The 20696-nt window shown below is 70.8% G+C and carries 19 protein-coding genes; 7 read left to right on the top strand and 12 right to left on the bottom strand.

Features of this window, described 5'->3' with window-relative positions; translation table 11 throughout:
• The first annotated feature begins 14 nt into the window (after nt 1–14).
• The 3 genes from AWX74_RS06665 to AWX74_RS06655 all read left to right on the top strand — a co-directional run bounded on the left by AWX74_RS06665 (nt 15) and on the right by AWX74_RS06655 (nt 2981).
• Nucleotides 15–857 carry an SDR family oxidoreductase gene (locus AWX74_RS06665; RefSeq protein ID WP_091272694.1) on the top strand — a complete coding sequence of 281 codons (843 nt, stop codon included), beginning with the start codon at nt 15–17 and terminating at the stop codon, nt 855–857.
• Entirely contained in the window at nt 857–1633 is a 777-nt protein-coding gene (locus AWX74_RS06660; RefSeq protein WP_091272964.1) for an enoyl-CoA hydratase-related protein, read from the top strand. Before AWX74_RS06665 ends, AWX74_RS06660 begins: the two co-directional genes overlap by 1 nt.
• A 64-nt stretch (nt 1634–1697) precedes the next feature.
• The gene (locus AWX74_RS06655; RefSeq protein WP_091272692.1) at nt 1698–2981 is read left to right on the top strand and encodes an amidohydrolase family protein; all 1284 of its coding nucleotides are present in this window, start codon (nt 1698–1700) and stop codon (nt 2979–2981) included.
• Nucleotides 2982–3093: 112 nt separating this feature from the next.
• Here the strand turns inward: AWX74_RS06655 and AWX74_RS06650 are convergent, their stop codons facing one another.
• The 4 genes from AWX74_RS06650 to AWX74_RS06635 all read right to left on the bottom strand — a co-directional run bounded on the left by AWX74_RS06650 (nt 3094) and on the right by AWX74_RS06635 (nt 7050).
• Complete coding sequence (locus AWX74_RS06650; protein ID WP_226930851.1) at nt 3094–3498, bottom strand: hypothetical protein; 405 nt, start codon at nt 3496–3498, stop codon at nt 3094–3096.
• Between the two features lie 648 nt (nt 3499–4146).
• Nucleotides 4147–4770: an isochorismatase family protein gene (locus tag AWX74_RS06645; RefSeq protein ID WP_091272690.1), complete on the bottom strand. Its 624-nt coding sequence runs from the start codon at nt 4768–4770 to the stop codon at nt 4147–4149.
• Between the two features lie 40 nt (nt 4771–4810).
• On the bottom strand, nt 4811–5722 hold the full coding sequence (locus AWX74_RS06640; protein ID WP_091272688.1) for an SDR family NAD(P)-dependent oxidoreductase: 912 nt from the start codon (nt 5720–5722) through the stop codon (nt 4811–4813).
• Between the two features lie 77 nt (nt 5723–5799).
• Nucleotides 5800–7050, bottom strand: a complete 1251-nt coding sequence (locus tag AWX74_RS06635) for a CaiB/BaiF CoA transferase family protein (protein WP_091272685.1) — start codon at nt 7048–7050, stop codon at nt 5800–5802.
• 163 nt (nt 7051–7213) lie between these two features.
• On the opposite strand from AWX74_RS06635, the gene AWX74_RS06630 reads away from it, so the two are divergent.
• Nucleotides 7214–8974: a FadD3 family acyl-CoA ligase gene (locus tag AWX74_RS06630; protein ID WP_226930852.1), complete on the top strand. Its 1761-nt coding sequence runs from the start codon at nt 7214–7216 to the stop codon at nt 8972–8974.
• 16 nt (nt 8975–8990) lie between these two features.
• Here AWX74_RS06630 and AWX74_RS06625 read toward each other — a convergent pair whose 3' ends face one another.
• Both AWX74_RS06625 and AWX74_RS06620 read right to left on the bottom strand, forming a co-directional pair.
• A complete protein-coding gene (locus AWX74_RS06625; protein WP_091272683.1) occupies nt 8991–9554 on the bottom strand; it encodes a P-loop NTPase family protein in 564 nt (187 codons plus the stop codon).
• A 74-nt stretch (nt 9555–9628) separates the two neighbouring features.
• Nucleotides 9629–9955, bottom strand: coding sequence for a hypothetical protein (locus tag AWX74_RS06620; protein WP_091272682.1), 327 nt, complete (start codon nt 9953–9955; stop codon nt 9629–9631).
• Between the two features lie 363 nt (nt 9956–10318).
• Here AWX74_RS06620 and AWX74_RS06615 point away from each other — a divergent pair, with 363 nt between their 5' ends.
• Entirely contained in the window at nt 10319–11740 is a 1422-nt protein-coding gene (locus AWX74_RS06615; protein ID WP_091272680.1) for a type I glutamate--ammonia ligase, read from the top strand.
• A gap of 45 nt (nt 11741–11785) precedes the next feature.
• Here AWX74_RS06615 and AWX74_RS06610 read toward each other — a convergent pair whose 3' ends face one another.
• The 4 genes from AWX74_RS06610 to AWX74_RS06595 form a co-directional block, all read right to left on the bottom strand.
• Complete coding sequence (locus AWX74_RS06610) at nt 11786–12982, bottom strand: acyl-CoA dehydrogenase family protein (protein ID WP_091272679.1); 1197 nt, start codon at nt 12980–12982, stop codon at nt 11786–11788.
• Nucleotides 12983–13045: 63 nt separating this feature from the next.
• A complete protein-coding gene (locus AWX74_RS06605) occupies nt 13046–13615 on the bottom strand; it encodes a cysteine hydrolase family protein (RefSeq protein WP_091272677.1) in 570 nt (189 codons plus the stop codon).
• A gap of 58 nt (nt 13616–13673) precedes the next feature.
• Nucleotides 13674–14495 (bottom strand): SDR family oxidoreductase, encoded by an 822-nt coding sequence (locus AWX74_RS06600; protein WP_091272675.1) that lies wholly within the window; start codon nt 14493–14495, stop codon nt 13674–13676.
• Nucleotides 14473–16020, bottom strand: a complete 1548-nt coding sequence (locus AWX74_RS06595; RefSeq protein ID WP_165615489.1) for an MFS transporter — start codon at nt 16018–16020, stop codon at nt 14473–14475. Before AWX74_RS06595 ends, AWX74_RS06600 begins: the two co-directional genes overlap by 23 nt.
• 160 nt (nt 16021–16180) lie before the next feature.
• Here AWX74_RS06595 and AWX74_RS06590 point away from each other — a divergent pair, with 160 nt between their 5' ends.
• Together AWX74_RS06590 and AWX74_RS06585 are read left to right on the top strand one after the other, a co-directional pair.
• Nucleotides 16181–16795, top strand: a complete 615-nt coding sequence (locus tag AWX74_RS06590; protein ID WP_091272671.1) for a TetR/AcrR family transcriptional regulator — start codon at nt 16181–16183, stop codon at nt 16793–16795.
• A gap of 250 nt (nt 16796–17045) precedes the next feature.
• Nucleotides 17046–18092: a type 1 periplasmic-binding domain-containing protein gene (locus AWX74_RS06585; protein ID WP_091272669.1), complete on the top strand. Its 1047-nt coding sequence runs from the start codon at nt 17046–17048 to the stop codon at nt 18090–18092.
• On the opposite strand, the gene AWX74_RS06580 is transcribed toward AWX74_RS06585, so the two are convergent.
• Entirely contained in the window at nt 18093–18881 is a 789-nt protein-coding gene (locus AWX74_RS06580) for a TetR/AcrR family transcriptional regulator (RefSeq protein ID WP_091272668.1), read from the bottom strand.
• The gene (locus AWX74_RS06575) at nt 18878–20500 is read right to left on the bottom strand and encodes an MFS transporter (RefSeq protein WP_226930853.1); all 1623 of its coding nucleotides are present in this window, start codon (nt 20498–20500) and stop codon (nt 18878–18880) included. The genes AWX74_RS06580 and AWX74_RS06575 overlap by 4 nt, the downstream gene beginning before the upstream one ends.
• Nucleotides 20501–20696 lie beyond the last annotated feature (196 nt).

Raw genomic sequence — 20696 nt, 5'->3', positions numbered from 1 at the left:
CTGACGGGAATCTGATGGGCATCACGATCGATCTGACCGGCCGGCGCTTCCTGGTGGTGGGGGCGTCGTCCGGCATCGGGCGGGCGACCGCTCTGGCCCTGGGCCGCGCCGGCGGGCGGGTCGCTGTGGTCGGGCGGCGCGCCGCGCAGCTCGACGAGGTCGTCGCCGCCCTGGACGGCGGGCTCGCGTTACCCGCAGACCTGCGCGTGGACGCCGAATGCGAGCGTGCCGTGGTGGCGGCGACCGAGGCCTTCGGCGGCCTGGACGCGGTGCTGTTCCCGATCGGGTACTCCCCGCTGAGCCTGCTGACGAGGACGGACGCCGCCACCTGGTCCGACGTCTTCGCCACGAACGTGACCGCACCGGCGCTGGTGACCGCGGCCGCGGTCACCGCGCGGGGCGACGAGCCGGGCCTGTTCGTCTACCTGTCGTCCAACTCGGTCGGGAACCCGGTGCACGGGCTCGGCGCCTACACGGCGAGCAAGGCCGCGCTCGAGCACACCATCCGCAGCTGGCGCCGCGAACACCCCGAGCACCGGTTCCTGCGCCTCTCGGTCGGGGCGACGATGCCCACCGAGATCCACCGGGAGTTCGGCGACGACATCCTCGGTGAGCTCCTGCCGAAATGGGCGTCCTCCGGCCTGGTCACCGCCGACTTCATGCACGTGGACGACGTCGGCGCGGCGGTCGCGCAGAGCACGGCCCTCGCGCTCATGTATGGAGGGATCGCGCTCGACGACGTGACGCTCAACCCCGCCAGCGCTCCGCTCGATCCGGCGGCGCTGCAGGAACTGGGCGCGCACGCGGCCACCGGCGAACGGCCCGACGGGACCACCGGCCAGTGGAGCACCGGCTGATGGGCGTGGCGCCGGCCCCGGGGCCGCTGGTGACCGTCGAGCAGGTGGACGGCTTCGCGGTGCTCACGCTGAACGACCCGGCGCATCGCAACGCGCTGTCGTACGAGATGAGCTGCGCGATCGCGGAGGCGGTCGAGCTGGTGCTCGCCGCGGACGCCGGTGCGATCGTGCTCACCGCGGCCCCGCCGGTGTTCTGCGCCGGCGGCAACCTGGACGACCTGATCGCGCCGCGCGTCCCGCTCGCCGACACCTACGCGGGCATGCTCGCGCTCGCGCACGCCCCGGTGCCGACGATCGCGGCCGTCGGCGGGGCGGCCATCGGCGCGGGGGTGAACCTGCCGCTGGCCTGCGACATCATCATCGCCGGGGAGTCGGCGTCGTTCGACCCGCGCTTCCTCGACGTCGGTATCGCTCCCGGCGGCGGTCATCTGTGGCGCCTCGCCGGGCGGATCGGCACCCAGGGCGCCGCCGCGCTCGTGCTCTGCGGGGACAGGCTGACCGGCGCGGAGGCCGCCCGCAGCGGGCTGGCCTGGCGATGCGTTCCCGACGACGAGCTGACCGCGGTCGCGACCCGGCTGGCCCGGCGGGCCGCCGGGCGCCAGCACGACCTGGTGGCCCGCACCAAGGAGACGCTGCGGACCACGGCCGCGCTCGCGGACGCGGACGCGGCGGTCGCGGCCGAGCTCGTCGTGCAGCAGTGGTCCGTCGACCGGCCCGGCTTCGCCGATCACGTCCGCGGGATACGTGACCGGCTGCGAGCACCCCGCAGCGCGTGAACAGCTGTCAGACAGGCAACGACGAACGTGACAGTGATGTCACGCCCAGAAGCGGAGGCCCGGCATGAAAGCGGACGATCTCATCCTCATCAGCGTGGACGACCATCTGGTCGAGCCACCGAACATGTTCGACGGGCGGCTGCCGGCCCGGTTCGCCGACGTGGCGCCGCGGGTGCGCCGGCTCGACGACGGCTCCGACGTGTGGACCTTCAACGGGTCGGTCATCCCGAACATCGGGCTGAACGCGGTGGCCGGGCGGCCCAAGGAGGAGTACGGCGTCGAGCCGACGGCCTTCGACGAGATGCGCCCGGGTTGCTTCGACATCCACGAGCGGGTGAAGGACATGAGCGCCGGCGGGGTGCTGGGCTCGATGTGCTTCCCGTCGTTCCCCGGCTTCAGCGCCCGGGTGTTCTCCGCGGCCGACGACAAGGATCTCGCCCTGGCGGTCGTTCGGGCCTACAACGACTGGCACATCGACGAGTGGTGCGGGGCCTACCCGGGCCGGTTCATCCCGATGGCGCTGCCGATCCTGTGGGATCCGCACCTGGCGGCCGCGGAGGTGCGCCGCCTCGCGGCCAAGGGCTGCCACTCGATCACCTTCACCGAGAACCCGGCGACGCTGGGGCTGCCCAGCTTCCACGACGAGCACTGGGACCCGCTGTGGCAGGCGCTGGTCGACGAGAACGTGGTGCTGTCGATCCACCTGGGCTCCTCGGGCAAGCTGTCGGTGACCGCGGCCGACGCCCCGGTCGACGTCATGATCACCCTGCAGCCGATGAACATCTGCCAGGCCGCCGCCGACCTGCTGTGGTCGCGTGTGATCAAGAAGTTCCCGGGGATCCGGATCGCCCTTTCCGAGGGCGGAACCGGCTGGATTCCGTACTTCCTCGACCGCATCGACCGCACCTACGACATGCACCACCTGTGGACGGGCCAGGACTTCGGCGGGAAGCTGCCCAGCGAGGTGTTCCGCGAGCACTTCCTGACCTGCTTCATCGCCGACCCGGTGGGCATCAAGCTGCGGGACATGATCGGCCTGGACAACATCGCCTGGGAGTGCGACTACCCGCACTCGGACTCGTCCTGGCCGAACGCGGGCGAGGAACTGGCCGTGGTCGCCGCCGACGTCCCCGACGACGAGCTGAACAAGATCACGTTCGAGAACGCGATGCGCTGGTACTCGTTCGACCCGTTCGCGCATCGCCCGCGCGAGCGCTCCACGGTCGGCGCGCTGCGCGCGGAGGTCGCCGGGCACGACGTCACCACCCGCTCCTTCGACAAGGGCCGATTCGAGCGCACCGGCGCCGGCACCGACCTGTCCGCCCTCGCAAGCAACGCCACCGCCTGACCAGCGCGGACCTGGCGCGGTGGCGCCGCCGCGCCGCCGCCGCGGCTGGTCTTGCTACCGGATAAGCGTGAAGGATGTTTGTCGTCCCAATGACCGAAATCCTTCACGCTTGTCACCTCCTCAAAGCGGAATCAGGAATCCGGCCGCGTTGGTGGAGCGCGAGCTTCACCAACGCGGCAACGTGCTGGGGGTCTTGGCGGAGTAGCCAGGTCGGGAACCTGAGCACGAGCCGGTCGTCGAGGACGCCCAGGTTCTGTCGGGCGAGATCGTCCCACCACTGGCGGGATTCCCGATGTGCGGCACCGTCGATCTCCACCCAGACCCGCCATGGCGCGTACCAGACGTCGAGATATCGGCGGCCGTCGAGGTCGACGGCGGCCTGCCGTTGCGCGGCCGGAAGGCCGTAGCGCCGTTCGATACGCCGGTAGGCGATCTCGGCGACCGTGATGACACCGTCCTGCTCCTCGGCAATCGTCTGCCAGTGGAGCGGGAACGTTTCTGTCGGCGTCGGTGGCACCACTCCACATTCGCGAAAATCTCGCGAGTACGCCGATCATCCCCGAACTTGTGGAAAACTACACCGTACCCCGCAGCGGTGGATAACCTTAACCTGACTGTCCCGCCGACCGCCGCCAGCCGAAAAGTCGGCGGATTTCAGTAGTCGGAGCGATTCGGCATGATCGTGGTCTGTGGCGGGTAATCGCCCGGATCTGCCACTCCTCGGGACCGCATCACCCTCTCGGGTGCGTCCGAGATCTTCGGCCTTTTCGATGCTTTCGCCCGGATCCCGGGTTCGGTCGCGTTGTTGGAGCGCGAGCCTCGCTCGCACGACCCCGGACCGGGAGAGTTTGACGGGATATGGTCACCGCGCGCTCCGACCCGAGAACCGTGAGGTGCTGGAGGAGGTTGGGAGGTGGCAAGCGTGAAGGATTTTGGTCGTTCCAACGACCAAAATCCTTCACGCTTGCCAGGTAACAAACCAGGCGCGGAGCGGTCCGGCTCCGCCGCTCCGCGCCGCGGCCGCGCTGGATACTACGACCAGCTCCAGGACCAGGACGACCAGAATCGTTCACTCGTCGGGTCAGCTCTAATCCTGAGCGCGACGGTCATCGGCTGCGGGGTGGCGCGATCGGCTGTTGATACTCGCTGAGTCGTACCTCGCGGGTCAGGGCTGCCAGATTCCGAGGATCTCGTCGGTGGTGGTGATCGTGGCGACCAGCGAGAGAGTGTTCGCGATGAGGACATCGGCGTAGTCGGTGGGCACTCCGCAGATCGCGTCGCGGGGGAGGACCACCTGGTAGCCGAGGTTCACCGCGTCGAACACCGCGTTGGGAATCGCGATGTTGGCGGACACGCCGACGATGACCAGGGTGCGGGCGCCGAGGTTGCGCAGCAGGGCGTCGGCGTCCGTGCCTGCGATGGGGGACAGGCCCGCCAGCCGGGTGGAGACGAGATCGGACGGGGCGCGCCCGATCTCGTCGACGACCTCGACCGCCGGGGTGCCGAGCAACTGCTGGACCGGCGCGCGTTCCACCGCGGCAAACAGCCGGGCGTTGTGGCTGGCGCCGCGGCCGTCCGGCCGGCGGGCCGCGATGGCGTGCAGTACCCCGGCCCCGGCGGCCCGGGCGGCCGCGGCGAGCCGGCCGACGTTGGCCAGCATGCCGCTGTCCCGGGCCGCCGCGGCCAGCGCCGGCAGCGAGCTCTGGGCCCCGACCACGCCGTTCTGGCATTCCTGGGTGAGCAGGACCGTGTGCGCCGGGCGCAGCAGCTCGGCGAGGTCGACGGGCATCTCTCGGCTCCTCGGCTTCTCGGCTCCTCGGCTCCTGGGGTCAGAAACGCATGCCGGGGGCGCGGGTCTCGAACAGGTCCTGGTTGATGACCTCGCTGAGCTTCGTCGCGTCCCACCGCTTCTGGCCGGCGGCGATGACCTTGCGCTCCTTCCAGCCCTGCATCCAGATGATGCGGTCCTCGATCGAGCGGATGACCTGGCCGGTCACGTGGTCCGCCTCGTCGCTGGCCAGCCAGGCGACCAGCGGCGAGCTGTTGGACGGGTCCATCGCGTGCCACTCGTCGTCGGCCACCGCGTCCGGCTCGAACGAGTCGCCCATGCCGGGGATGCTGGCGGTGATCCGGGTGAGTCCGGACGGGCCGACCGCGTTCACCGTGACACCTGAGCGGTACAGCTCCATCGCGAGCGTCTGGGTGATCGCGACGATCGCCGCCTTGGCGGCGGCGTAACTGGTCTGGCCGAAGTTGCCGCCGAGCCCCGCGCCGGAGGTGGTGTTGATGATCCGTCCATGCACGGTCTCGCCGCTCTTGGCGGCCGCCCGCCAGTAACGCGCCGCATGGTGGCAGGTCGACCAGGTGCCGCGGACGTGGACGCGGATGACCGCGTCGAAGTCCTCCGGAGGCATGTTCCAGATCGCCGCGTCGCGCACGATGCCGGCGTTGTTCACGAGGATGTCGAGCCGGCCGAAGGCGTCGATGGCCCGCTTGATCAGCGCGCCGCACTGCTCGTGGTCGCCCACGTCGGAGTAGTCGGCGACCGCGGTGCCGCCGCGCTTCTCGATCAGCGCGACGGTCTCGTCGGCCGCCCGCCCCTGCCCCTCGCCGCGCACCGATCCGCCGAGGTCGTTGACGACGACCTTCGCCCCGTGCCGGGCCAGTTCGAGCGCGTGCCCGCGCCCGATGCCGTGGCCGGCGCCGGTGATGATCGCGACCTTGCCGTCGAGCAGCCCCATGGCGTGCCCTCCCATCCGCGCCGACCGGGGGTGGGAACGCCACCCCCGGTCGGCTGTTCGCCTACAGGATCAGATGATCAGATGTCTGGTGTTTCGATCGGCCCGAACGCGCCGGCGGCGCGCGCGGCGGCGATCCGCTCGTCGTCGTAGCCGAGTTCGCCGAGGATCTCGGCGGTCTGCTGCCCGGGGGTCGGGGCCCGCCGTGCCGGCACGGGATTGCGGCCGTCGAGGCGCACCGGGAACGGCAGCTCGTCCACGCCGAGGTCGGCGGCCGGCAGCCAGGGCAGCCGGTCGGCGAACTGCGGGTCGGTGTCGATCGCCTCGGGTGAGTTCACCGGCGACAGCGTGGTGTCGACCTCGCCGCCGAAGCGCACCCACTCGGCGGTCGTGCGGGTGGCGAAGATCTTGCGCAGCTCGTCGCGCAGCTCCATGTCACCGCGGGCGTGGTCGGCGTACTCGGCGCCGGGCCGGGCCTCGTACAGGTCCATCCGGCCGACCCCGGCGCAGAAGTTGCGCCAGAACCGCCGCTCCGAGGCCATGAACAGCACGTGGCCGTCGGACGTCGCGTACACCTGGTAGCGCACGGCGTCGCGCATCCCACCGGTGCCCGGGGGGCGGCGCTCGTAGTTGTCGGACGGGTTGCCGGTGACCTCGTCCTCGGGGCGCTGGTAGGCCCGGTACGTCTCGATCCGCAGCCAGTCCATCGCGGCCGCGGCGTCGGACTGGCCGACTTCGACGTGACGGCCCTGCCCGGTCTCGCGGGCGGAGAGCACCGCGGCGACCAGCGTCAGTGCCCCGTACAGGGGCCCCGCGTGGATGCCGATCGAGGCGTGGTCGGGCAGGTAGGTGAAGCCGTCCTCGTCGACGGCGGGGGCGACCACACCGGCCCAGGTGTCGTAGGCGATGCCGTGGCTGGGTAGGTCCCGGTACGGACCGCTCGCCCCGTAGCCGGAGATCGACGCCAGCACGATCCGTGGGTTCAGCTCGCGCAGGGCGGCGAAGCCGAGGCCGCGTCGCTCCAGCGCACCGGGGCGCATCGCCTCGACCACCGCGTCCGCGCCGCGGACCAGGTCGTGGAACACCGCGACCCCCTCGGGCGTGCGCAGGTCGAGGACGATGCTGCGTTTGCCCCGGGAGATGTGCAGGTGCAGCAGGGACACCCCGTCGACGAACGGCCAGACCATGCGCCGCACGTAGTCGCCGCCGGGCGGCTCCACCTTGATGACGTCCGCGCCCAGGTCGGCGAGGTGTGTCGTGAGCGCGCCGGGCCCGAGCATCGACACGTCGACAACCCGGACGCCGGCGAGCGGCGCTGTCGCGTCGGGCATCCCAGCACTCCGTTCTTCCGGACCTTCGATTGAATAACTTATATAATCTGCGACTGTCGCGTGTCGCGTTGTGGGTGATAGCGCCCGTCCCGGCGGCCGCGGCACCGGGCCGCACATCGGTGCTCGAAGCCGGGCCGGCCCTCCCGACGGCGAAGGGTGCCACATGAGCACACGACCACAGGCTGCGGTGACGACGGCAGACACCACGGCGACGACAACGGTGACCACGCCGGCGGACACGGCGCCGGGCGGCATGGCGTCGGCGCACCAGGCCTCGGCGGAAGTGGCGTCGGCGGAGACCGCGGACAGTCCTGAGCAGGTGCCGGCGACGATCCCGGCGGCGCTGGCCCGGGCGGCGACGCGGTGGCCACACGACGAGGCGATCGTCGACGGCGACCAGCGGCTCACCTTCGCCGATCTCGACGCGCGCACGGCCGAGGTGGCCCGCGCGCTGGTGGCCTCGGGCGTCCGCGCCGGTGACCGGGTCTCGGTGTGGGCGCCGAACACCTGCGAGTGGGCGCTGGTCGCCCTGGGTGTCTACCGGGCCGGGGCGGTCCTCGCGCCGATCAACTCCCGCTTCAAGGGCGCCGAGGCGGCCCGGATCCTGAGTACCGCCGGCTCCCGGCTCCTGTTCGTCGTCGACGGCTTCCTCGACACGGACTACCTGGCGATGCTCGCCGAGCAGCCGGCCCCGCCGGAGTTGGTGGAAATCGTGCTCCTGGGTTCAGCCGCAGGCAGGGCGGGGGCGACCGGCTGGCCGGACTTCCTCGCCCGTGCCGAGGAGCAGCGCGGAGCCCTCGACGCCGAGGTGGCGGCACGGTCGGCGGCGCTGAGCGGCGATGACCTGTCCGACATCGTGTTCACCTCGGGGACGACCGGTGCGCCGAAGGGCGCCATGCTCACCCACGGCGCGTCGACCGGTGTCTACACCTCCTGGTCGCAGCTCGTCGGGCTGCGCCACGGCGACCGCTACCTGCTCGTCTACCCCTTCTTCCACACCGCGGGACTCAAGTCGGGGATGCTCGCCTGCCTGCTCGTCGGCGCGACGCTGGTGCCGCACCCGGTGTTCGACGTCCCGAGCGTGCTGCGGCGTGTCGCGCAGGAGCGGATCACGATGCTGCCCGGCCCGCCGGCGATCTACCAGAGCATCCTCAACACCGACCTGGCCGGCTACGACCTGTCCAGCCTGCGCCTGGCCGTCACCGGCGCGGCCGCGGTACCCGTCGAGCTGGTCCGCCGTCTGCGCTCGGAGCTCGGCCTGCAGACGGTGCTCACCGCGTACGGCCTCACCGAGACCACCGGCACCGCCACCGCGTGCCGGCAAAGCGACGACCCGGAGACGATCGCACTGACGTCCGGCCGGGCCATTCCGGGGGTGGAGGTCCGGGTCGTCGACGACACCGGCGCCCCGCTGCCGCCGGGGGAGCCCGGGGAGATCGTCATCCGTGGCTACAACGTGATGCGCGGCTACTTCGACAACCCCGAGGCGACCGCCGAGGCGATCGACGCCGACGGGTGGCTGCACTCCGGCGACATCGGGGTGCAGGACGAGGCCGGCAACATCCGGATCACCGACCGCAAGAAGGACATGTTCATCGTCGGTGGCTTCAACGCCTACCCGGCGGAGATCGAGGCGATGCTGCTGGAACACGGCGGGATCGCGCAGGTCGCCGTGATCGGAGTGCCCGACGAACGGCTCGGCGAGGTCGGCATGGCCTTCGTGATCCCCCGGGCGGGAGTGACCGTCGACCCGGCCGAGGTGATCGCGTGGAGCCGGAAGCGGATGGCGAACTACAAGGTGCCCCGCCGGGTCGAGGTCGTGGACGCCCTCCCGCTGAACGCCACCGGCAAGATCGTCAAATACGAGCTGCGTGACCGGGTCCGCGCGGCGGAGCAGCAGGCCGGGGCCGATCAGGTCGGCTAGATCGGCGCCGCGCGGGTCAACGCCGGTCCTGGCGGTCCTGGCGGTCCTGGCGGTCCTGGCGGTCCTGTTGGGCCTCCAGCGCCAGCCACCGGCGCACCTGGCGTGGGCTGCGCAGCCGGACCACGCGTGACCAGACGTCAGCCTCGGTGATCGCGGTGACGAGGCGGACCCGTCCGCTTCGGGGGTAGGTCCACAGCCAGGCCAGGAACTCCCCGGTGACGTGCTCGGGGCAGCCTGGCCGCACGTCCGGGCGAGTCCGGCCGTGCCATCTGATCCGCCGCCACATAACCCGTGGGACGGTGACGCGACGTGGCAGGTCGAGGAAGAGAATCAGGTCGGCGGCGGGGAGCCGGAGGTCCAGCGTGCCGGCGTAGTTGCCGTCCATGATCCACTGTGGTGCGCCGAGGAGCCGCGTGACGACCTCGCGCCAGGCGTCGTCGGGCATCTCGACCCATCCCGGGCTCCAGAAATGCTGGTCGAGATGGACCACTGGAAGCTCCCAGAGCTCACCGAGCCGTCGGCTCAGTGTGCTCTTTCCCGCCCCGCCGCTACCGACAACCAGAACCCGCTGGGCGTCCATTCGGCAATGGTCCCGCCTGGAGCCGGCGACCGGGTGTGGAATCCCCCGATGGCCGGCAGGGGATCCGGCGAGATCTACGTCCGGTTCCGCCGGTCCCACTCCCGCATGCGTCGGGGATAGCCGACAACCGACGCGTCGTACACGGGCAGCGCGAGATCGCGGGCGAGCCGGCGGGCGACGGCAGGCCCGCCCACCCGGCGCCGGATCCAGGCGCCGTCACTGTCGACGGCCACGACGGTCGCGTCGGTGGCGGTCGTCTCCGGTTCCGCGTAGAACTCGACTCCGAGCCGCTCGCATGCGAAGCGGCGCAGGTCCGCGAGGTCACCGATGGTCGCCTCGCGATCCAGGACGGTTCGCCGTTCGGCGTGCCGCCACAGCAGCCAACGGTCCCTGATACCCACACCGGCTCCTGTCCCCGCATGGCCGCCGAGCGACCGTCGTCCCCGTCGTCCCAGCAAAGGCCCGCACCCCTAACGGGAGCTTAAGGAACATGCAGAAGAACCTGGGAAACGCGGATAAGCCTGCTGCCTGCCGTGGTTCGGCCCGCGCAGCCGGTGCTCCGGATCGCCGAGGCCGAGACTGCCCACCATCTGTCCAGAAATCGGGCACGGAAGTCCGCCGGCAGTCGGGTCCGGCCGTGACATGGTTCGGAGCAGGCAAAGAACACTCGGCGTCACGGTAGGATCACCGGATCCCGTCGCCGCCTTGTGTCAGCCGCGGGATGCGGAATCTGGATTCGCGCCACGACCTGGGCTGGAGGCGATGTGCGGTCGGAATCTGGGCGTCCGGGTGGGCTGGCCGATCCGGTTCCGGGCGGCCGCCCCGGCGACGTCGAACTCGCCGAAGAACTGTCCGCCCGGCTGGCCGGTGCCGGCGTAAAAGGGATCGCCTTCTGCTATGTCGACACCGCGGGAATAACCCGGGTGAAAGGGGTTGCCACGGCCGCGCTGGCAGCGGCGGCGAAGTGGGGTGTCGGCATGTCCCCGATCTTCGACATCATGCTCGCGGACGGGTCGATCCCGCCGGCGGATCGCCTTGGTGGGCCGGTCGGGGATCTCCGGCTCTATCCGGACCTCGGCCAGCTCACTGCGCTGGCAGGCCAGCCGGGATGGGCGTGGGCTCCCCTCGACCGGATCGAGCAGGGCGGCTCCGTTCATCCCGGGTGCAGCCGAACGCTGCTGCGGCACCTCCAGTCCCGCCTGCAGGACGAAGGCCTGGACTTCCAGGCCGCCATCGAGATCGAGTTCGTGCTCGCCCGCGGCGACACGCCGGCCGACGAATTCGTCCCCGCCTGTGGCGGACCCGCGTACGGAATGACGCGGATGATCGAGATGACCGCGTTCACCGAGGACCTGTTGGCCGCCCTCGCCACGCAGGGAACAGAGGTGCACCAGCTGCACCCGGAATATGCACCGGGGCAGTTCGAACTGTCGGTGGGAGCACTCGACCCGGTGCGCGCCGCGGATCGCAGCGTCCTCGTCCGGCAGACTGTCCGGGCCATCGCCGGCCGGCATGCGCTGCGTGTTTCCTTCGCTCCGTCGGTGGTGGCCGGTGAGGTCGGAAACGGCGGGCATGTTCACCTCTCCGCGTGGCGCGACGGGGTCAACCTGTTCGCGGGCGGAAGCGGCAGGTACGGCCTGACCGGCGCGGGGGAAGGAATGGCCGCGGGTGTTCTCGAGGCATTGCCGGCGCTGGCCGTTCTCGCCACGCCGAGCCCGTCCAGCTTTCTGCGCCTGGGCCCCACCCGCTGGTCGGGCGCCTACGGCTGTTGGGGCTATGAGAACCGGGAGGCCGCGCTCCGCCTGGTCCGCGGGAGCATCGGGCAGCAGGCCGACGCGGCGAACATCGAGGTGAAGTGCGCCGATCTCGCGGCCAATCCGTATCTGCTGCTGGCGGGGCTGCTGTTCGCCGCCCGCGACGGCCTGACCCGAGGACTGAACCTGCCGGCGGAGGTCACCGTCGACCCTGCCAGCCTGAGTCACGAAGAGCTGGCCCGCGACGAGATCCGCCGCCTTCCGACCACGATGACGCAGGCGCTGGACGAGTTCGCCCGCCGCCCCGACCTGCAGGCCTGCCTCGGCCCGACTCTGACCGAGGCGATCATCGCGGTCCGCCGCGGCGAGGCGGCCCGGATGGCGGACGCCGAACCCGCCGCGGTGGCAGCGGCCTACAGATGGGTCTACTGAGGCGCGACGGGTTCGCCGAACCGTGGGAGACGGCCCGCCGTCCGCTCAGCGGAGCTGGTAGTCCTTGAGCAGGGCGCGGCCGATGATCATCTTCTGGATGTCGCTGGTGCCCTCGCCGATGAGCATGAACTTGACCTCGCGCATGAGACGCTCGATCTCGTACTCCTTGGAGTAGCCGTAGCCGCCGTGGATCCGGAAGGAGTCCTCGACGACCTCGTTGGCGTACTCCGAGGCCACCATCTTCGCCATTCCGGCCTCGACGTCCATGCGCCGGCCGGTCTCCTTCAGCCGCGCGGCGCGCACCATCATCGTGTGCGCGGTCTCGACCTTGGTGGCCATGTCCGCGATCCGGAACAACACCGCCTGATGGTCGGCGATGACCTTGCCGAACGTCCTGCGCTGCTGGGCGTAGGCGACGGCCAGCTCGAAACCGCGCCAGGCCAGGCCGCAGGCCCGGGCGGCCACGTTGACCCGGCCGACCTCGACCCCGTCCATCACGTGGAAGAAGCCCTTGCCGGGCTGCCCGCCCAGGATCTGCTCGGCCGCGATCTGGTGGCCATCCAGGAGGAGCTCGGTCGTCTCGACGCCCTTGTAGCCCATCTTGTCGATCTTGCCGGGCACGGTGACGCCCTGCGCGGTCTCGCCGAACCCGGCCTCCTTCTCGAGGAGGAACGTCGTCATGTTCTTGTAGACCGACTCCGCGCCCTCGTCGGTCTTGCACAGCAACGCCACCAGCGTCGAGGTGGCGCCGTTGGTCAGCCACATCTTCTGGCCGGTGATCGAGTACGACCCGTCGGCCTGCTTCGTCGCCTTGGTCGAGACCGCCGACACGTCGGAGCCCAGGCCCGGCTCGGACATCGAGAAGGCACCGCGGACCTCGCCGGTCGCCATCCGCGGGAGGTACTTCTGCTTCTGCTCCGGGGTGCCGTGCTGCATGAGCATGTAGGCCATGATGAAGTGGGTGTTGATCACGCCCGACACGCTCATCCAGCCGCGCGCGATCTCCTCCACACACAGCGCGTAGGTCAGCAGTGACTCACCCAGGCCGCCGTACTCCTCGGGGATCATCAGCCCGAACACGCCGAGCTCCTTGAGCCCGTCGACGATCTCCTGCGGGTACTCGTCCGCGTGCTCCAGCTCCTGGGCGACCGGGATGATCTGCTCGTCCACGAAGGTCCGCACGGTCTTCAGGATCTCGATCTGGTCCTCGGTGAGTCCCTCGGTCTGGCACAGTCGCGACATCGCTTCCCTCTCTGGTGGCGTCGAAGGCTAATAATGCTGGAGAACGCCTGGCGCGGGTGGTCGTCAGCCGGTGCGGGCCCAGTCGTCGACCGTGGTGACCAGGGCCTGCGGGGGGAAGACCTTCTCGGTCAGGAAGCCGTGCACCTGCGGGTCGGGGTCCGCGCAGGCATCGGCGAGGACGACCAGCCGGTAGTCGAGGTCGGCGGCCTGGCGCACGGTGGAGAGGACCACGCCGCTGGTGGAAATGCCGGCCAGGACCAGCGTGTCGGCCTTGGCGGCGCGCAGCAGTACGTCGAGGTCGCTCCCGCTGAACGCACTCACCCGGCGCTTGGTGACGACCGGCTCGTCGGGTCCGGGTGCGAGCGAGGTGTGGATCTGGGCGCCGGGCTGGTCCTCGACCGGCGCTCCGCCAGCCCGGCGCAGCGTGTTGAATCTCGCATTGGTTTCGGCGATCTCGGGAAAGCCGGCGCGGAAGGCCACCCGGACGAAGATGACCGGAATCCCCCGGCCCCGGGCGGCACCGACCGCGCGCCCGGCGGCCTCGAGCACGGGCGATGCACCCGCCGCGCCCAGGCGCTCGACGATGCCGTGCTGGAAGTCCATGACGAGCAGAACGGGCCGGGACCCGGACATGTTTGCCTCCCGAACAGGCTGAGCTGACGTCAGCGGACGTAGGCCGTGTACGGCGGGGTCAGCGTAGGCCGTGGCGGCGGGCGACGGCCTTCTCGACCACGGCGCGGGGCAGCAGGCGACGCAGCGCGAAGACCAGTGGGGCGTTGCTGCCGACGGCGTACAGCGGCCTGGGATGGCGCGCCTCGATCGCCCGGAGCACGGTGCGGGCGACCTCGGCGGCCGAGATCCCGCCCGCCTCGTTCGCGTCGAGGGCGGCGAGCATCGTGTGGTACTCCGCCGTGAAGGGGGAGCCCGCGGCCAGGTACTGGGTGCGCCGCTGGCTGATCCCGGTGTTGATCGAGCCCGGTTCGACCGTGCTGATCCTGACCCCGTAGGGGGCGACCTCGCGGCGGGCGGCGTTCGCGAATCCCTTGATGGCCGCCTTGGATGCCACATAGGAAGAGCGGTACGCCAGCGGGAAGCTCGCGAGCATCGAACCAACCATGATCACACAGCCGGAGCCGCGCTCGCGCATGCCGGGGAGCACGAGCTGGGTAAGCCGGATGGCGCCGAAGACGTTGAGCTCGAAAAGGCGCCTGACCGCCTCGATCGGAAGCTCCTCCAACGGGCCGCTCTGGCTTTCGCCCGCGTTGTTCACCAGGACGTCGACCCGCCCCACCGCGGCGGCGCAGCGCTCGATGGACGCCTCGTCGGTGAGGTCGAGCGCGACGAGCTCCACCCCCGCGGGCGGGCTGCCGACCGCCGCCGGGTCACGGCTGGTGCCGACAACGCGCAGTCCCCGCCTGACCAGAGCTTCGGCGACGGCCGCGCCGATGCCGGAGGACGCCCCCGTGACCAGGGCGACCCTGGCGTTCTGGCTATTCCGCGGAGGACTGGCCATGTGCGTCCCTCATCAGGTGTGTCCTTGGATGAGCTCGTTGGCGGGCGGGCAGGTAGCGCGCCACCAGGGGAATCGCGCAGGCGACGACGATGCCGGCGGTGAGGGCGGCCGCGTGCAGGCCGCTCAGCGAAGGTGCGCGCGCCACGGTCGTCACCGACTCGTCGTTCGTCGGGCGGCTGCTGAGGATCGTACCGAGCACCGCGACGCCCAGCGCGCCGCCGACCTGTCGGGTGGTGTCGTTCATCGCCGAACCGACGCCGGCCCGCTCGCGGGGCACGGACGACATGATCGACGAGGTCGCCGGGCCGAGGGTCAGTCCCATTCCCACCCCCACCCCGCAGGTGATCGCGATGACGACGCCGAGTGACGTCCCGCTGTCGCAGAGCGCGAGCGCGGCGAAGAAGACGGAGAGTGTGCCGAGACCGGCGGTGATGACCGCGCGGGCGCCGGCCCGCTCGGCCAGCGGCGTAGCGACCCGGGTGGCGACCAGGAAGAAGACGACGGCCTGCGGTGCCACCAGCGCGCCGGCACCGAGCGGGGTGAGGCCGAGAACATCTTGTAGGTACTGCGTCAGGATGAACGACGTCCCGTACATGCCGAAGAACGTCAGCGCGATCGCGAGGCTCGCGACGCTGAATCGCGGATCGCGGAAGAAGCCCAGGTCGAGCATGGGAGCTCCGGTGCGGAACTCCCAGGCTATGAACACGGCGAGTAGAACGGCGCTGACAGCGAAGGCGGCGAGGACGGCGGGGGAGAGCCAGCCGTGGGTCGGTGCCTCGATGATCGCGAAGAGCAGGGCGACCAGGGTGAGTATCGAGAGCGCGGCTCCGAAGGGATCCAGCGGTCGGGCCGCCGGGTCCCGCGATTCGGGGACGTACAGAAACACCAGCACCAGGACCACGGCGACGATCGGCAGGTTGACCAGGAAGACCGAGCCCCACCAGAAGCGGGACAGCAGGAGCCCGCCGATGAGCGGCCCGCTCACCGAGCCGATCGCCGAGACCCCCGACCAGATTCCGACCGCCACCCGGCGTTCCCGGTCGTCGGTGAAGACGTTCGACAGGATCGACAGCGTGGCGGGCATGATGAGCGCGGCACCGAGACCCATCACGCACCGGCCCGCGACCAGCTGGTCAGGCGACGAGGCCAGCGCCGACAGCAGCGAGCCCGCGGCGAAGGCGGCGAGGCCGCAGGTGAGAAGGCGTGCCCTTCCGAAGCGGTCGCCAAGGCTGCCGGTGGTCAGCAGGAGCCCGGCGAAGACGATGATGTAGCCCTCGTTGATCCATTGAAGCTGGCGCACCGAAGCGGAAAGACCACCATCGGCGCCGGGAGCGCGCAGGGTCGGTAACGCCACGTTCAGAATCGTGGCGTCCAGCGCGATCAGCGCGAGGTTCGCGCACAGCACCACGAGCACCAGCCAGCGCACCCGCTGGATGTGTTCTGGCCGGCCGAGATCCGCACGGTGGCCCGCCGCCCGGCGAACGAACGACGGTGCTGGATGAACGAACGGCAGAGCTGGACGCATGTGTGCCTCACTACGCCGATGGTCGAGGCGGGCGCCGCTCGCCCGCCTCGCATCAGACCCTCGGGTGGCGCCGCCCGGTGACGAGTCCGTCATCGGCCACTGCGCCGTTGGAACAGGGCCGGCCGTTGGAGCAGCGCCACCAGATGGATAAAATATTTTCGTGGCACAATCTAACGTAAATCCCGGTGCCGCCGCTGGCGGCGGGCCGGATCCGTCCAGGGGGCGGCCACGCGACCCTCAGGTCGACGAGCGGATCCGGGAGGCGACGCTCGAACTGCTGAGCGAGAGGGGCTTCGCCGAGACCACGATCGCGGCGGTCGCCCGGCGCGCGGGCGTGGGGGCACCCGCCATCTACCGGCGCTGGCCGTCAAGAATCGCCATGATCGAGAACGCGGTCTTCCCCGGGTTCGACAGCGTCGCCGTGCGAGCCACCGGCGATCTGAGGCGGGACCTCCAACGCTACGTGGACGCCTTCCTCGCGACCTTCGATCAGCCCGCGGCGCGCGCGGCGTTTCCCGCTCTGCTCAGCGTCTACCAGTCCGACCCGGAGAACAACGCCCTCGCCGGCCGGGTGGGCAGCGGTGTCCGCGAGTCGTTCCGCGAGATGCTCGCCGCCGCGGCGGGAAGCACGGCCGTGGATGTCAGCGGTGACGACGTACTCGACATGCTGATGGGCACGGTTCTGTTCCACGTGTTCGTGCGCCGTTTCTCCGGCCGGGACATGTCCAGCGACTACATCGCCGGTCTGCTGAACCGCGCGGTCACCGGCGGCTAGAACCGGTGGATCCACGGCCCACCCGGGGCCCCCGAGGATCTCCGCACGGGTAAGCGGCGGCAGCTCCCGCCGACTTCTCCAGCAACTGGCGCTACAAACTGATCGCGCGGCTCGCGGACCTGATCGCCACGGAGAAACCGTCGCGTCGACGAGGATCTCAATCCGGATGGGAAGCGGACCGTGGTGAAGGTCGTCGTGGCGACCCAGCTGAGTACCAACCAGGACAATCCCCGCTTCGACCTCGCGGGCGATGGAAGCGCTCAGCCAGGCCGACATCCCGATGGTGTCCTCGGCGCAGTCCGGTGATGACCGGGGCGAGCTCACGAACTACTTCCGGATCTCGCCGGCGAACTGGCTCCAGGCGCAGCTCGGCGCGGACTGGATAGCACAGAAGCATCCCGGTGCCCGGACCTCACTGGTCCTCTCCGCCGACGACGACTACAGCACGGGACTGGCCGGTGACTACCGGCGGCTGCTGGCCGGTACCGCGCAGGCGATCGGGGATGACGACTCGTCGGTGATTCGCTTCGACGCGAACGACACCGGTCTCACCGGGTTCTTCGCGGAGAAGGTCAGGCAGCTGTGCGAGTCCGACCCGGACCCCGGCCGGCACCATGTGCTCATCTACACCGGTCGTGCCAACGAGGCGATCCCGCTCGTGTCCGTGCTCGGCTCGCGCAACCTCGACGCAGACTGCGCTGCACGGATCACCGTGGTTGGCGGCGACGACATCACGCAGACCGAGGAGGTGGAGATGGCCAGGGCCCTCGAGGAAAGCGGAGCGCACGTGTACTTCACGACCTTCGGTACGACCGCCACGGCCAGGGGGATCCTGTCGGACAACTCCCAGGAGGCCTGGAATCGCTTCGGCTGTGACTACCAGGCGCTGAAGAGTGCCGAGCTTGATCACCACGCGGTCGAGCCGGGCGGGCACATCCAGGTCGCCTACGACGTCTTCGGACTTCTCGCCGCCGTCACCCGCCAGCTTGACAGGGAGGACGTGCCGGTCACCCGGGACGCGGTCCGCGAGAAGCTCCCGCGCACCAGGTACGAGGGTATGACCGGCGAGATCGACCTCCGGGCGCGGGAGTTCGTCACCCCGCCCTGGCGTGCGGGCGTCGCGACCGGGGACGTACGGGTGGGCCGATCCCGACTGGTGGTGCTGCAGGAGCTGGAACAGCGCCCCGGCGCGGGCGGGACGGTGGTCACCCAGCCCGTCGGGTACCTGTCGAACGGCGGGTTGTCCGAGATCAAGGGCAGTGGGGGCCTGAAGTGCCGCGACGTGGTGACACGGTGATCACGTCTGCGGGGCGTCCGCGAGGTTGAGGGCAGCGGCGAGCACGGCGATGAGTGGTTCGCGCAGCTCGTCGGCGGAGGCGGTGGACAGCCGGGGGAGCGTGCCGGCGTCCCTGGCGACGCCGACGCCGAACAGCAGCGCCACGGCGAGCTCGGCCGCAAGCTCCGGATCGGGGCCGGTGATCGTGTCGCGCAGCGGCAGGAGCACGGTGTCGAGCCGTTCGCGGGTCGCCTGGCGCGCGGCGGCATCCACCTCGCGGCGGAACACGTTCTGGGCCGCGGCGCTCACACCGGTGGACGTCCACCTGGTGATCGCCCGGTCCACCAGGGCGCTCACCGCGGCCAGGGGCTCCGCCGGCTCCGCATCGTGCGGCTCCGCCGAACCGGCCGCGCCAGCCGTTTCTCCTGTGCTGGGGGTTCCGGCCGCGTTGGCTGTGCCGCCTGCGCCAGCGGTCCCGGTCGCGCCGGTCGCGGTGTCGCTGGCCTGGGCGACGGATCCCGCGGCGGATGCGCTGGTGGCATCCCCCGGCTGAGCCGGGGATGGGGCGTCCGCCGGGCCAGGGTGATCCCCGGCGCTCTGGCCAAGGAGCGGATCGGCCGCGAGGACGGCCTGGTACAGCCCCTCCTTGCCGCCGAAGTAGCGGGCGATCAGGGCCGGGTCGACGCCGGCCCGATCCCCGACCGACCGGATGGCGGTGCCCGCATAGCCGCGCTCGGCGAACAGGTCTGCCGCCGCGGAGAGCAGAGCCTGACGGCTACGCGCCGCGTCGCGCCGTCGGGTGGTGTTCATGGTTCGACATCATCGGCCATGACGAGTCCGGAGGCGGCGGCGTCCGCCGCCTCCTCCTGCAGAGTCTCCAGCTCCGCCTGCCGGGAGGCGGGCACCGCGGGCTCGCCGGCACGCGGGGAGCTGGGCAGAGCCAGTGCGGCGAGCATCGCCAGCACGCCGACGCCGCCGGCGATGACGAACGCCACCGTGTAGCCGCTGTTGCTGGGTTCGGTGGCACCGGCCGGGGTGTGGGCAGCGAGCATCGCCGCTCCCAGCGCGCTGCCGACCGAGCCGCCGACGGTGCGCAGCACCTGGTTGAAGCTGGTGGCGCTGCCCGTCTCATGCGGCGGGACGGAGCCGATGATGAGGCCGGGCATCGCCGCGAAGGCGAGCCCGATACCCACTCCGAACAGGAAGGTGGCCCCGCCCAGCTCGACGAGATGGTCGTGCCGGACGGCCAGGCCGAACTCGGCGAGGGCGACCGCGAACAGCCCGACCAGCAGCAGGCCGCGGCCGCCGCCGGTGCGTGGGCCCAACCAACGTGACCACCGGCTGGCCAGCACCGTCCCGACCGCCAGCGGCAGGATCACCAGGCCGAGCACGGCCGGTGACGCGCCGAACCCGTAGCCGGTCGACGTCGGGGCCTGCGCGAGCCGGTTGATCAAGGTCATCGCGTTGAACATGCCGAACCCGGCGAGAATCGCGCAGACGTCGGCGATGAGGACCGGCCGGGCGGCAAGGTACTTCAGTTCGACCAGCGGGTGCGCGCTGTGCAGCTCCAGCATGATCCACGCGACGAGGCAGACGATTCCGGAGCCGAACAGTGCGATGATCCGCGGCGACGTCCAGCCCCACGATTCGCCCTCGCTCAGCGCGACCAGCAGCGGGCTGAGCCCGGCGGCGAACAGCAGCGCGCCCACCAGGTCGACCGGTCCGCGGGCGGCTCGGGTGCTGGCCCTGCCCGGCACGACGGCGAGCACCGCGGCCATCGCTGCCGCCGTGAGCACGGCCGCCACCCAGAACCCGGCGTGGTAGTCGAACGATTCCGCGATCAGCCCGCTGAGCGGGTAGCCGAGGCCCGCGCCGGTCGCGACCGTGATCGACAGTGCGCCGATGCCCGCGGCCAGCTGTCGGGGTGGCAGCAGGTCGCGCGCGATCGCCAGCGCCAGCGGCATCAGGCCCACACCGACGCCCATGAGGCCGCGCCCGACCAGAAGCTGCGTGAATCCGTTCGCGGTGGCGGCGAGGAGGGAGCCCGCCGCGACGGTGCCGAGCCCGGCGAGCAGCACGGTGCGCCGGTGCGGCCCGTCGCCAAGCCGGCCGAGCAGGGGAGTGGAGGCCGCGCCGGTCAGCAGGGTCAGGGTGAGCAGCCACTGGGCGTCGGAAAGCGAGACGTGCTGGGCGTCCGCGATCAGCGGGATCAGTGGGGTGCCCAGCGTGCCGATGACCGCGATCACGAGTCCGCAGTAGATGAGGACCCCGAGCAGCAGGCCGGGGTGGGGGTGGGTGTGGGCGACCGCACCCGGCTGCTGGTGGGCTCCGGACCGCTCGTCGGGGCGTGTGCGGTTGGTTCGTGCTGGTCGGGCGGGGTTCGGCTTCGTGTGCACGTAGCGTCCCAACGTCTGAAGCAAGTTTGTCATCGCATGATGTCATCACTTGAAGACATGTGTGAAGGGGTGGCGCCCGCAACCCTGTCGCCGGGACTTCTCGTGGAGGTGAGACACTCGCCTTCTTCTGTTTCACCATGGGACGTGTGGAGTGATTTGGTGTGAGTCAGCCTTCGCGTCGATGCGCCCCACCCGACGATTCGTCGCCCCCGCCGCGCGGTACCCGGGT

The sequence above is a fragment of the Parafrankia irregularis genome, assembly GCF_001536285.1.
GTDB lineage: Bacteria > Actinomycetota > Actinomycetes > Frankiales > Frankiaceae > Parafrankia > Parafrankia irregularis.
Note: the sequence above shows the minus strand (reverse complement) of the source record. Positions and strands in the feature narration are given on the sequence as shown.

What these genes read in the sequence shown, in the direction of transcription:
- AWX74_RS06665 (WP_091272694.1), top strand. Translation starts at nt 15, where the DNA reads ATGGGCATCACGATCGATCTGACCGGCCGGCGCTTCCTGGTGGTGGGG.
- AWX74_RS06660 (WP_091272964.1), top strand. Translation starts at nt 857, where the DNA reads ATGGGCGTGGCGCCGGCCCCGGGGCCGCTGGTGACCGTCGAGCAGGTG.
- AWX74_RS06655 (WP_091272692.1), top strand. Translation starts at nt 1,698, where the DNA reads ATGAAAGCGGACGATCTCATCCTCATCAGCGTGGACGACCATCTGGTC.
- AWX74_RS06645 (WP_091272690.1), bottom strand. Translation starts at nt 4,770, where the DNA reads ATGCCCGTCGACCTCGCCGAGCTGCTGCGCCCGGCGCACACGGTCCTG.
- AWX74_RS06640 (WP_091272688.1), bottom strand. Translation starts at nt 5,722, where the DNA reads ATGGGGCTGCTCGACGGCAAGGTCGCGATCATCACCGGCGCCGGCCAC.
- AWX74_RS06635 (WP_091272685.1), bottom strand. Translation starts at nt 7,050, where the DNA reads ATGCCCGACGCGACAGCGCCGCTCGCCGGCGTCCGGGTTGTCGACGTG.
- AWX74_RS06630 (WP_226930852.1), top strand. Translation starts at nt 7,214, where the DNA reads ATGAGCACACGACCACAGGCTGCGGTGACGACGGCAGACACCACGGCG.
- AWX74_RS06625 (WP_091272683.1), bottom strand. Translation starts at nt 9,554, where the DNA reads ATGGACGCCCAGCGGGTTCTGGTTGTCGGTAGCGGCGGGGCGGGAAAG.
- AWX74_RS06610 (WP_091272679.1), bottom strand. Translation starts at nt 12,982, where the DNA reads ATGTCGCGACTGTGCCAGACCGAGGGACTCACCGAGGACCAGATCGAG.
- AWX74_RS06605 (WP_091272677.1), bottom strand. Translation starts at nt 13,615, where the DNA reads ATGTCCGGGTCCCGGCCCGTTCTGCTCGTCATGGACTTCCAGCACGGC.
- AWX74_RS06600 (WP_091272675.1), bottom strand. Translation starts at nt 14,495, where the DNA reads ATGGCCAGTCCTCCGCGGAATAGCCAGAACGCCAGGGTCGCCCTGGTC.
- AWX74_RS06595 (WP_165615489.1), bottom strand. Translation starts at nt 16,020, where the DNA reads ATGCGTCCAGCTCTGCCGTTCGTTCATCCAGCACCGTCGTTCGTTCGC.
- AWX74_RS06585 (WP_091272669.1), top strand. Translation starts at nt 17,046, where the DNA reads ATGGAAGCGCTCAGCCAGGCCGACATCCCGATGGTGTCCTCGGCGCAG.
- AWX74_RS06580 (WP_091272668.1), bottom strand. Translation starts at nt 18,881, where the DNA reads ATGAACACCACCCGACGGCGCGACGCGGCGCGTAGCCGTCAGGCTCTG.
- AWX74_RS06575 (WP_226930853.1), bottom strand. Translation starts at nt 20,500, where the DNA reads ATGACAAACTTGCTTCAGACGTTGGGACGCTACGTGCACACGAAGCCG.